This is a genomic window from Mesorhizobium sp. M7A.F.Ca.CA.002.04.1.1 (genome assembly GCF_004022805.1).
GTDB classification, from domain to species: Bacteria; Pseudomonadota; Alphaproteobacteria; order Rhizobiales; family Rhizobiaceae; genus Mesorhizobium; species Mesorhizobium ciceri.
The window spans coordinates 1-11,499 of the sequence record NZ_RZPL01000092.1 but is presented as its reverse complement, the minus strand read 5'-3'; the positions used below and the strand labels follow the sequence as shown (position 1 = coordinate 11,499).

Here is an 11,499-nt window from a genome sequence, read left to right as displayed (position 1 = left end):
GTGCAGTGGCACTTGCTTCCCGGGACCGTTGTGTCGCTTCGGCGCTGCCGACGAGGACGTTGCCGAACTCTCCGGCGTGCACCCCTGCACAGAGTGCCAGATAGATTAGCACCAGAGCTATGAGCCTATTTTTTGCCACACCATGTCCTTCTCATTTCCTCATAGTCGTCTGTTATTCTCTTCTCCTTAAGAAGCTCGTCCCATGCGGTAGCCACCGGAGCCTTGTCGAGCAAATCGCAAAAATCCTTGCCGAAAGCAGCGCCTATCTTCTGGTTGATTCCGCCAGCGTGAAGTTGCCTGAAGACCGATAGATAGAAATTCAGCATTTGCCAGAGGTCGGTTTTGGCTTCCTCCTTCTTCCCTGCGGGCAATGTGCCCATAATCAGGGGCCGAACATTTCCTCGCGAGATGATTTCACTAATAATCTCCCGGGCATCATGCTGGATGGTGTACGTGTTTGAGGCTTGCAGCGAATGGTTTGCTGAGGACAACTGGTAGATCGTCAGCCAAAATCCGATGACGGCCACTGCGACACCTAGGATCGCCGATCCTGCTTGAATAGCGTCACTGTTGGTCTTGAGCCATTTGCACATTTCCCGCCTCCCAACGGATACCCTACCTCAAGGAGCGTTGAGATGGATAGTCAGGTCCGAGGTAATACATCGCAATACCATTCGGACCCGGGTGCGGACCGAACAAGCAACCACATTCATGAATACACAAGCCCTGAGTGGCTTGGGCTCCCCGCAATGGCGAGCTGACCCCTCCGGTTGCTAGCGTAGATGCCGGGGGCTGTCGGCGAGGAGACGCAAGGCCCCTGGGCGATTGGTTGTGGAGACGCGCGCGGCGCGGCGGGCTTGGGCTCTGAAAATCCCAACCCCGACACACCTCTTGGGGCGATGCATCGGGGGTAGGAAAGGTGCTGCTATGGTTACTCGCTGTAAGCCGAACCGTCTCTGCGGGCCGCTGCTATGGCTTGGGCATGCCCGTGGAAGACGTGCCATTCACCTTTGGCCGCAGCCCTGCGCAGTGCCGGGTAGTCGGCCTCATCGACATGCTCGAAGTACGTCGCCAGTGTCAGCCCATGCTGCCGCAGCACGTTCCTATCGAGGTGCTGAGTAAATGCAGTTTCGACAACAGCCGCTTCCACCTCGTCAATGCCGTAGCCTTCGCCGGTAAGGATTTCTCCGGTCTCGACATAGGCGTCCACGATGAATTGCTGCTGGGCCTCGCTATGGGTGTCCCTGAAGCGATCAAGGCTCTGATCGGCCATGCGCACAAACTCGGCATGTTGCTTCTCTTCCTTCTCGTCGTCGGTCAATTCCTCAGTGTCGTTGGTCTCGTCGGTCTTCCCATCCACGGTAGGCAACGGAGCGGCATCAACCGCCCCGTCACTCTCGGCCTCCGTGGCTACCTGAAAGAATAGCCGTATGGGACCAGAGCCGCGTTCACTGCGGCGACGTAATCGCCCTGGCTGATCTCCCCGCGAGCCGCCATGTCCTTGGCTTGCTGGGGTCCTAACTGGATGCCGCCAACGGTCACCGCAAGCTGATCCACAAGGGCCTGCGGTGCGGAGCCGTTCATGGGCTTTGCTGCCGCAATCTGCGCCTTCTGGCCATCGGTCATGGCCTGCCCGGTATTGACGATCCCCATTCGCTTTGCCTGAAGCTGTTGATTGGCCCGCAAGCCGGCTTCCGTCTGCTGGGCGATACGCTCTTGGAGAGCCGCCTCCTGCCGGTCCTTCTCGGATTGCGCATGATCACGCCGCATCTGAGCCACCCGGTTTTCAAGGGTCTGTCGGTCTCGCGCTTCCTGAGCGCGGATGTCAGTTGAGCCGGTGGTGATGAGGCCGCTGGCCTTGTTGAAATCGTTCATGTCGTTCATTCCTTCAAATCTGGTCGTGGTTGATCGACCCGGCGCGTCAGTGCTCCGGGTGCGGGTTGGGCTTGATGATGCTGGGTGGATCAGCGCCGTGGCGTGAAGCCGTAGGTCATCGTCTGCGCGCCTTCAGGACGCGCGCTAGGTGTGGCTGGGGTGACTGGACGGGAACGGCCGGCGCTGACTCCGGTGGGCCCTCCCCGTGGCGCTGAGCGGGTCGGCCGCAGCGACACCTCGGCGACCCTCCGGGCAACCGCCACGGCTTCCAAATCGGGGTAGCCGTAGACCTCAAAGCACCGCTCGGCAGCCTCTTGGAAACTGCCCGTCCAGTCGATGCCGACTTCTGTCAGCCTCCGGTCAAGCTCTGAGACGCGCTCCCAGTTGTCTGCCTTCAGCCACTCGACCAAGGCAAGGGCTGCCTCACGGTTCGGGTAGGTCGAAACCCAATCCCGCTTGATTTGGTCAGGGCTCAAAGCGGGCATTCCGGTCGTTGCGCCACCTAAGCGGGCCGTGCTTCACGATCAGCGGCAGGTGGTCATGGAAGGTCTCCCCATGCTCGCTACCTGGCGTAGACGCCTCCAGCATATCAATGACGCTGGACTCCCGGTCTCGTGCCGGATGCCGAACCGGCAGCCTGTTGAGCCAGTCCAGCACGCCTTGCTCAACATGTCCGAGAAGGCTCCCTTTCGCCCCGACCATCCGCCTCAGTTCCAAGTTCAGCATTGACCGACTGGTGATGTATGCGCGGTCGATCCATTTGCCGGTCGGCTCCGCTCCCCGCCTCCGGGTTCGTTTTATTTCAGCTGCCTGAATGATCCATTCACGGTCGGTCTCGACAACGCGGATTGCCGGGGTGATCTGGCGGGTTGTCTCAGCCATTGGCTGTCCCCTTCACCAGACGGGCGGCCTCTCGCTTCATCTTCCGCACCTCGGCAACGCGAGCCTTGTTGCGGTGATACCATTCCCGGCTGATCTGCTTAGCGCGCTCTGGGTTCGCTGCTCGCCATTCTCGACCGTGTATTCGCCATGCAATGCGGTCGGCCTCAGTCGACATGATAGGGGTCGGCTCCTGTGGTGATGTTCATTGTGATCCTTTCGGGTAAGTGTTGGTGGTGACATTCGAAGGCCTCCCTTAAAGGGACGCCTCAGGTTGACGTGGAAGGGTGAAGACCTGTGGAGGGAGATCATCAGTCATCCAAGCATCAGGTGGACAGACTTCATGCGTCCTTTGGAGTTCCCTCTGGCTATGGCCTTGGAACAAGGGAAACCCAGAGAATAGACCAAAGCTGTGAGCGAAGCAGTACTGAGGGTGATCAGGTACTCAGGAGACATATTCCATGGTCTTCGGAGCGAAGCGACCAATGACATCCTGATATAAGGGTGTCTCTAGGGTTTCTCTGTTACAGAGGGTTTTCTAGAGGGTGTGTCTTATGTCCCTGAGCAACTCAGGAGAACCTTGGTGTTATCTTCGGATAAACCTATCGACGATAGGAACCCGAAGGGGCTGACCAAGGTAACACCCGAAGTGAAGGTCCCTGAGTGGAAGCCCTATAGTAGGTAGTCAACCATTCATGTCATTGTTAGCGTTGTGAAATCAGGTTTGGCCGACTTCCTAACTTCCGGGTTCGTTTCGGTTTGAACAATCTCCTGATAGCGGCAGCATGCTTCGATACCGCCTGCTTGGAGATGCCCAGCAGTCTGGCAATCTCAGCCTGTGACCATCCGTCCACGATGTAGAAAGCGACCCTCTCGCGGGTGCTTGCCCCGATGCCCTCGGCTGTCCACGGATCGAAGCCGAGAAGATCAGCGACCACGGGAGCCTTACCCGCCTTCAGGTGAGCCCAGACATCGAACGGAGCGCGCCCGCGCTTGGTCACCTCATGGTGCTGTACACGGCCCCGCCAAGCCATCCGCTCGCGTTCAGCTTCCAGAGCCTCGCATGGGCGCGACAGGTGAGACCGAACAGCACGGTCGGTGATCCCCAGCACCTTCGCTGATGCGGGCTGTGAGAAGCCCTCAGCACATAGGACGAGGGTGGCCTTATGGTTGAACTCTGGCGCACGTTCAGTGTCCTTGCGGGTGGCCTCTTGGTAGCGTTGGGTTGTCCACCGGGGGCCTTTCCTTTGAAATGCCTCAACCTCGGCAGTCCAGTGATCCGAGACCTCGGAGAAATCCGCCTCGACGGGACGGAAGACGGTCATGTTGGCTCCTTTCGTGGTGCTTCATACAAAATAATTGACGGGTGATTTCATACAAAATCGGAGGACAGATAGAGGGACACACGCGCCTCACCAAAGCTGCCCCGACAAGCGCCACATCCTGTCTCCCGGAAGAGCCGAACAGGGCAACAGGCGGTCGCAACAGGGGAGAACTGCACGGGGCAGCTTGGGTGAAGAGCGTTGGGTAGTGCTAGTGGAGGGGGTATTCGCCTTCACCGTGCTAGTGGTGGGGGTATGGGGTCTAATCGCCCCGTGGTCCTAGTGGTCACCCTATCGCCTTCATAGTGCTAGTGGTGTCCCTATGGGGCCGCTTTCACAGTGCTAGTGGGGGCCTTATCGCCCTCGTAGTGCTAGTGGTCACCCTATTTGCGCCTTCGTAGGGCTAGTGGGCTGACTGCCACCCTCCTGTGCTAGTGGGTGGGGTAATCGCCTCCCTATTCAGCACTCGCTCCATACTTTATGGAAACGTCAGGCCAACACGGCCAGCACCTTCTGGACCGCTGAAGGTGAACACCCGGCTTCCTTGGCAATCTGCCTCACAGAGCGCCCCTCGGCCTTCAGGGCCTTGATCCGATCATGGTCGAGCGTCACGGGCCTGCCAGTCTTCCACGGCTCGCCTTGGGCTTCTGCCTTGGCCTTCGCCTTGGCGATGCCTTCCATCTGCCGCTCCTTACGAAGCGCCGTCTCAAACTCTGCAATGCTGGCGAGGATGCCGAACACGAGCTTGCCAGTTCGGGTGGTCGTGTCCAGCGAGGCGTCATCTAACACCTTGAAGCCGACACCCTTCTTATCGAGGTCCCTGACGATCTGGTGGAGGTGTGCCGCCGATCTTGCCAGCCGGTCCACCTTGGTCACCACAAACACGTCACCGTCACGGGCAAACTCCAGCGCCTTCTCAAGCTCCGGCCTCGTCTCGTCCAAGCCGGACCTCTTCTCGCTGAAGACCTTCTCGGCCCCGGCAGACGTGAGCTTCTCAAGCTGGGTGTCGAGGTCTTGTCCGGTCGAGCTAACACGGGCGTATCCGATGATCATGTGCACTTTCCTCTAAGAGTGTTGGTGAACATCACTTAGTGGACGATAAGTGTACATGTCAAGCGGCATGTTCACAAAGGTATAGGTTTGTGGACGGAAAAGAATGGGTCGCCGCCGTAACGCGCGGAGCTAGGGGCCGATCAAGGGTGCCGAAAGGGTTTCTTTAGGGTGAGACCTAGGCGCACATGGTAGCGGCGCGCAGTGTCATCCCTCACGATCATGCGAGCTTCGGCAAGAGCGGCGCGCGCTCGAACCATGTTAACACGGGTCTCAACGAGGGTGTGGCGAAGCGCGCCGGATAAGACGATTTGGAAGCATGGGTCAGCGATCATCGGGCACCCTACACCCTTGTGTCCGACAAATACACCGATTGCCGGACAAGTGGCGAAACATAGCGCACCCTTCCGGCTACCTGTCGGCGCCCTTTGGCGCACCCTTGGCACCCTCCCAATGCATCGAAGGGATATCATATCCTTTGGCAAGCCTTGGATTGCATGGTGTTGCGCGTTGCATGTGGGGAATTGTGTGGGAGAACGCCCGCGATCACGCGCGCATCACGTCCCACGCGGGCGCGGATCAATGACGGCCGGGAGGCACCCCCACGGGGGGACGGCGCGCGTGCCAGTTGTCCGATCACCCGCTCACATTTTACTATCAAATATTCCGACCTCCTAATGGAACCAATTGTCTGACAATACGTTGAGCGCCGTTAAACGGAGCTTTTGTCACACAATAATTTAGGGGTTTAGGGGACAGCTTCATGGCCAAGCGCGACAAAGCCGGTCACAAGACCGTGGCCGACCACCTTCGTGAATCGATACGCAACGGGGACAATCGTCGAGACATACAGAAGGCCTTCGGCCTGACGGTTGACCCTGAGCTACCCCCAACACTAGCCTCGCTTCTTGATGCAATCGATCAAGCCCAAAAGGCTGCCACCCAAGAGGTCCCAGATGGCCCAGCAGCGGTACGACCTCAAGAAGGAACCGAATGGGACCTGGACGGTGTTCGACGTGTTCACCGGGCAGCCGGCTGAGCCTGATGGTCATCCAGCCACAGGTCTCGACATGGAGTATGCCGACGATCTGGTCGACCTTTTGAATGCTGCAGACCTGAAACGTAGGGTCGACCGAGGTGACTTCTGATGGCTCTCCATTGGTTCAACCCTCCGGTCTACGTGAGGTCCGATAGGGTCGGCATCACGGCAGGCATCAGTCACGTTGAGGGGGCGGCCGAGGAACTCATGAAGTGGCCCAGGAAGGGGCCGAAGTGGAACAAGGCGGTGCAGGCCTGCATCGACGCGTTCGAGGACCGGGCGTCACCAGAGGACGTTCGGCAAGCATTCGAGGAAGCTGCCGAGGAAGAAGGGATGTTGCGTCGTCAGTGACGCCAGACCTTGACCGCTGAAATCACCAAGATGGCAGCCAGCAGGGGCAGCAGCACACCGCTCGGCACAAATCCAAGCATCTGCCCGCCCAGGAACGTCCCGACAACCGAGCCGCAGGCCATGACCAATACGAACGCGATGTTGCGTCGGATGACTGAGAAGCTCTGGTCGCGGCTGTAGCGAGCGAACCCGACAATCATGGTCGGCAAGCTCACGGCAAGCGAGAGACTGCCGGCGAGCTTAATGTCGGCCCCGAACAACAGTATCAGCGTTGGGATCAGCAGTTCGCCACCAGCGACCCCGAGCAGCGCCGCAACGATGCCTATGATGAACCCAGCGAAGACCCCTGCGATCAACTGTGCTGGACCGCTGAGCAAGGCACTGTTGGCATGAGCGTTATGGCCGAACAACAGCACCCCTGCGATGAGGAAGAGTATGATCGAGATGGTCTTGTAGAGGGTCTCAGCTCGAAGGCGGGTCGCCCATCCGGCCCCGAGCCAGGCACCTATTAGGCTTCCAGCCAGGAGGTTCGCTATGATCGGCCAATGTGAAGCGATCTCCCCGAACGGGACTGTCTGAGCCCTGAACGGCAACGCGGTTGCCACCACGATCAGGCTCATGGCCTTGTTCAGGATCACGGCCTCCAGCGCACCAAAGTTGAACAGGCCGATCAGCAGCGGCAATCTGAACTCAGCGCCGCCGAGACCTACGAGACCGCCAAGCGCCCCGATAACCATTCCGCCTCCGAACGCGAGCGGCTTGCTGGGTGACGCCTGGGCGATTGGCAGCGGCTCATCGGTCATTGCGTTGTACTCCGTGGGAAACAACGCTGTAGGCCATCTTGGCTTGGACTACTAGGTACCTGATCCCCCTAAGCCACACCTGGGAGAACGTCAGGGGGGGCCTAGAGGGGAGCCTTGACGGAAGGCGATTAGGTCGTCGGTGTTCCAGATAGGCCTCTCCGAGGTGCAACTTTCCGCCCGGTGCGTACGCCTATTCACACCCAACCGCCTGCGCAGTATTGTAAGGCAGGCGTGAGGTATCGGATTGGAGACCGAGGACGACCTGAAGTCCCGTGTCGAGGCTGTGCTTACTCGCGGCCGTCTTACCCTATGGCAGCGGCAATTCCTGCTCGACATGCACGTCCGGCTGGCGAAGTACGGCCCACGCACACGGCTAAGCCCAAAGCAGTTTGCGAAGCTCTATGAGATAATAGGCTCCGCGCCATCGAGCAACTTCGAGCGGAGCCAAACAGCCCCATACCGTCCCACTTCGTCGCCGCATTGGGAGCCACGGCGACCAGGCAGCCGGGTCGCTAGGGAGGTGAGATACTTGGCGGCGCGGTTCACCAGAGCCTTCGGTTTCGCGCTGGCGCTGATCGTCGGTTCGCTGATCTACTCATACGTCGAGAAGGGCGAGCACATCTCTTGGCCCACCATGCCGTCCTTCGCGAGATCAGGCACGGGAGACCGGGCGCCGCTCGCAAGCTCGCAGTTCACTATCACCGACGGCGACACCATTCGCCTCAACGGTTCCGACAAGGGGACCCGGCTGGTGGGCTTCAATGCGCCTGAGAGCATCCAGCCGAGGTGCGACGCTGAGGCAGACCTTGGTCAGCGAGCAAAGGCGCGCCTCAAAGAGTTGGTGGCTGCGGCGAAGCTGGAGCTGAAGATGGTTCCATGTTCCTGCCCGGCAGGCACTGAGGGCACCGGCAAGTGCAACTACGGGCGAAGTTGCGGCTCTCTCTTTGCCGATGGCCAGGATGTGGGCGACATATTGGTGTCAGAGGGGCTGGCTGTACCGTTCGTCTGTGGCTCTACAAGCTGTCCGCCGACGCCACGCCCTTGGTGTGGGTAGGCTGCGCTTAAAACCCCCACACTGCCAACGCCTTCTCGGCACCCGCCGATCTTCCTTGATCCTGAGAACGGCCTGTCACCGGGCAGCCTGCTGATGCATGGAGGTGGCCGGCTGAACACCTCGACCACCCGTACGCTGAGGATTTGGCAGCGATCATGAGCAGTGATGCGGCTCTATCAATGAAAGGACGATGAGCTCACGAAGCTCAGGGCACATAGCCCATGAGTTTGGCAAGCGCGATAGCGGTAGTTCCGATGGCAACTGCTGCTGTCGAAATTCCCGATATCTTCTTCGCCCCGTCCTCGACTTTGCCAAGGACGTCGACCGCTTTCTTCAATTTATCGGGTGTGGGCTCTATTTGGGCCGCCTTCACGTGTTCAAGCGCATGCTCCTTAAGCTCGGGGGCAACGCCGGAGTCGTGTATGGCTTTGATCGCCTTGGAAAGCTCGGCCTGGATCAGCTCTATCGTTTGCGGCTGGTAATTAACATTGATCTCCCCCGTGTTCGTCGCATCGCCACCCATTGAAACAGCTCCGGCATTAATGCCGCCAGATATATTCGTGGTATTGTTGGTCACGTTAATGCTCCTGAATAAGTCGTCGGAACCGTCGAATGATATACGCATGAGCTTGCTGTAGAGTTCGGTCTTGGCGGCGTGTCCTTCGATCCTCCGACGCAGGAGAGAGTTTTGCGCCTCTCTTTCGTAGAAGTCGAGCACAGTACATTCATATGTTGGCGACCGATCCGCATGGCGCACCATGTGGTCCATGAGTGTATGAGCAATCTCACTGTCCGCCTCGGTCATGAACCAATCGTGCGCCAAAGCCTCGAGCCCGTCGTAATAGGTATCCTTTAGCCCGATAGCCAAAGCGAGGCGGACCTCAGCCTCATCGTCGCCGGCGCCGTTGGCAATGTAATCCTGGTGATCGGCAGCGTTAGCGTGCATGGCGATCGCGCGATACATCCAGCCACGTACATTTGGTGGCCTGCTCTCCACCGAACTGAGCGGGATACCCAGATCGTCAATAGATAGGTTGTCGTTCTCGGCCACGGCCCAAACGGTATACTGGACGACAATATCGTCGTCGTAAGCGCCGAGCGCTTTGACGATTTCGGAATTACTGTGCCGTGGATGAAAGAGATTGTGAGGGGCTCTGTTCAAGCCGACAACGATTAAGCCAAGTTTGAGGACGTCCGCCGACGCCTTCTCAATGTCGACCGGAATGCCCGTCAGGTCCAGTTTTGTATGTTCCACATGCTGCAGGGCCGCAAGGACTCGCATTTGCGGGTCGAAGAGATCGAGATCGTCTATCGCTTTGGTCGCGTCTCGCTTCATCCTGTAAATCGCGGCGATGGCTGCCGCTGCAGTCTGCGGGTCGGAACTAAATTCCTTGAAAACTCCCATCACACATTCGAGGCTGACAGCCGCCGTTCCGCATCTCGCCAATGCATTCAAGGCCCAACGCCTCAGCTTTTCGTCCGATTTTCGGGTGTAAAGAATGCCGACGATTGATTGCTGAACGCCAAGAAGTTCGCTTTGGACGATCCGATAGCCAAGTCTGTATATTCGGCAAATATATTGTAGTGCACGCTTCGTTCGCGCAGAGTCTGACGTTTCCAGCTGCGACTTCACATACGCAACGCTTGGCCCCGATAAGATGAGCGACGATGATGCCAAGTTTTCAGCCGGCTGACAGGTTTCGATCCGTTGTCAGTAACACGTATCGTGACCATGGGTCGAAATCATCGACGTTATTCACAGGAGTGCGCAAGTCGAGCCAAGTCAGGTCGTTCAACGCCAGTCGCCGCCGTTCAGGATGAAACCAGTGTGGGCATTCGAACGAAATAATCGCGAGCAGTTCATTCTGCCCCTCACCATGCGAAACCCACATAAAATACCTTAGGTGAGCAGCAAGCCGGTTGACACTGGCCGGCGTTCTAATCTCGGGAACATCGAGGTCAACTTTTGCTGCTTGGACACCCGAGTCCACAATTCCGAAGTCGTCATTGAACAATGTCCGTTGCTCAAGATGAACGAGAGTCGAAAATCCAACTGAACGTCTCGCCATGAATGCATCACGGTCATCGCGGTAGCGGCCGAGCCTGTAGCTCAGGACCTCGCGGTCGCGGCGCACCGACACAAAAGACCAAAGAAAGACGCTGCTGGGTCGCTTTGCCTTTGGATTGTCGTAACGGTAGCGGTTCGAGCGTAGCAGGCCGAATACTATTTCCGGTTCAATTGGTCTGCCGACTTCCGCGATCAGGGCAAGGTCGCTAACGTCAACTGCGAGAGCAGGCCCGCGCAATAGTTCGCGCATGCGGCGTCGAGTAGCGATCGGTTGCCTGTGGTCCTCGGGAATGGTGTCGTCAGTGAGGAACTCCCTAAGGAAAAAGCGCCCTGGCTTTGTCCTAAAGAAAAGGCTGTTGTCGCGATGAGAGATGATGTCTTCGCTCAACCTAGCTCCGAGCGTCTTATGCTGCGTCCGTCCGTGCAAGTGGGTTGGCACGTAGCCGAGGCGATAGGCAGCAGCCAACATCGCGCGGGGACTCAAGGGTCTCCGTTCGATCCGAAGGATAGACTCAGCGATCGCTAGGTAAGCATCCAAATGTCGCGTCCACGTTGATGATTTTCAAGGATTGGAACGTTAGTCCTCCAGCTCCTTGCATACAAGGCGACGGTCCGCGTACCTTTACGAAAGCCGACGATATTCTCCGCTTCACCTCAGGCCGCGCCTCGCCGCTGCCATTACCGTCCCGTTCCTGAGGGCGGCCTAAGGCAGGAGCGGAGGGGTATGGGATAGCGAACCACCGGGTCGAACCGCCGGGATCGAAGTCTATGGACGGCTCAAAGTTCCCCAACATGTCCCGCAAAGCCGGCTCGGATGGCCTCTTGCGACGTGGCGATATTGTAGAGGTTGCACATAGTTTCTAATACCCGTGCCAGATCATTGAGGCGTCAATCAGTTCTTTGACCATAAATCGAACCTTTCACAGTTGGCGCTTGAAATGGCGCTTCAACTGGATCTTACTTGTGACGGGCAGGGTAGGGTAGCCAGTTATGCGTTCAGTTTTGAGAGTTTTAGCTGTTGCGTCAATTATCGCGGCCGCAACATGGTCGGCCAAGGC

Annotated in this window: 12 protein-coding genes; 3 read left to right on the top strand and 9 right to left on the bottom strand. The window is 58.2% G+C overall.

All coding sequences use genetic code 11. From position 1 onward, the window contains the following. Positions 1-125 precede the first annotated feature (125 nt). The 6 genes from ENZ75_RS07430 to ENZ75_RS07405 form a co-directional block, all read right to left on the bottom strand. Entirely contained in the window at positions 126-593 is a 468-nt protein-coding gene (locus ENZ75_RS07430; RefSeq protein WP_063168148.1) for a hypothetical protein, read from the bottom strand. 338 nt (positions 594-931) lie between these two features. Beyond that, positions 932-1,321: a hypothetical protein gene (locus ENZ75_RS07425; RefSeq protein WP_127224118.1), complete on the bottom strand. Its 390-nt coding sequence runs from the start codon at positions 1,319-1,321 to the stop codon at positions 932-934. A gap of 89 nt (positions 1,322-1,410) precedes the next feature. Next, complete coding sequence (locus ENZ75_RS07420; protein WP_063168146.1) at positions 1,411-1,884, bottom strand: hypothetical protein; 474 nt, start codon at positions 1,882-1,884, stop codon at positions 1,411-1,413. A gap of 456 nt (positions 1,885-2,340) precedes the next feature. Then, a complete protein-coding gene (locus ENZ75_RS07415) occupies positions 2,341-2,757 on the bottom strand; it encodes a hypothetical protein (RefSeq protein WP_063168144.1) in 417 nt (138 codons plus the stop codon). Between the two features lie 701 nt (positions 2,758-3,458). Further along, positions 3,459-4,079 (bottom strand): sigma factor-like helix-turn-helix DNA-binding protein, encoded by a 621-nt coding sequence (locus tag ENZ75_RS07410; protein WP_063168143.1) that lies wholly within the window; start codon positions 4,077-4,079, stop codon positions 3,459-3,461. Positions 4,080-4,565: 486 nt separating this feature from the next. Next, the gene (locus ENZ75_RS07405; RefSeq protein ID WP_063168142.1) at positions 4,566-5,129 is read right to left on the bottom strand and encodes a recombinase family protein; all 564 of its coding nucleotides are present in this window, start codon (positions 5,127-5,129) and stop codon (positions 4,566-4,568) included. A gap of 953 nt (positions 5,130-6,082) precedes the next feature. Between ENZ75_RS07405 and ENZ75_RS07400 the strand changes: the two genes are divergently transcribed. Both ENZ75_RS07400 and ENZ75_RS07395 read left to right on the top strand, forming a co-directional pair. Continuing rightward, positions 6,083-6,274, top strand: a complete 192-nt coding sequence (locus ENZ75_RS07400) for a hypothetical protein (RefSeq protein WP_063170253.1) — start codon at positions 6,083-6,085, stop codon at positions 6,272-6,274. Then, complete coding sequence (locus ENZ75_RS07395; protein WP_063168141.1) at positions 6,274-6,516, top strand: DUF982 domain-containing protein; 243 nt, start codon at positions 6,274-6,276, stop codon at positions 6,514-6,516. Before ENZ75_RS07400 ends, ENZ75_RS07395 begins: the two co-directional genes overlap by 1 nt. On the opposite strand, the gene ENZ75_RS07390 is transcribed toward ENZ75_RS07395, so the two are convergent. Beyond that, positions 6,510-7,319, bottom strand: a complete 810-nt coding sequence (locus ENZ75_RS07390) for a sulfite exporter TauE/SafE family protein (protein ID WP_063168140.1) — start codon at positions 7,317-7,319, stop codon at positions 6,510-6,512. The two genes, ENZ75_RS07395 and ENZ75_RS07390, sit on opposite strands and share 7 nt — an antisense overlap. Before the next feature lie 244 nt (positions 7,320-7,563). Here ENZ75_RS07390 and ENZ75_RS07385 point away from each other — a divergent pair, with 244 nt between their 5' ends. Continuing rightward, positions 7,564-8,373 (top strand): thermonuclease family protein, encoded by an 810-nt coding sequence (locus ENZ75_RS07385; protein ID WP_181172675.1) that lies wholly within the window; start codon positions 7,564-7,566, stop codon positions 8,371-8,373. A gap of 205 nt (positions 8,374-8,578) precedes the next feature. Here the strand turns inward: ENZ75_RS07385 and ENZ75_RS07380 are convergent, their stop codons facing one another. After that, positions 8,579-10,006, bottom strand: coding sequence for a hypothetical protein (locus tag ENZ75_RS07380; protein WP_127224116.1), 1,428 nt, complete (start codon positions 10,004-10,006; stop codon positions 8,579-8,581). A 49-nt stretch (positions 10,007-10,055) separates the two neighbouring features. Then, positions 10,056-10,829: a hypothetical protein gene (locus ENZ75_RS07375; RefSeq protein WP_342030137.1), complete on the bottom strand. Its 774-nt coding sequence runs from the start codon at positions 10,827-10,829 to the stop codon at positions 10,056-10,058. Positions 10,830-11,499: the final 670 nt, after the last annotated feature.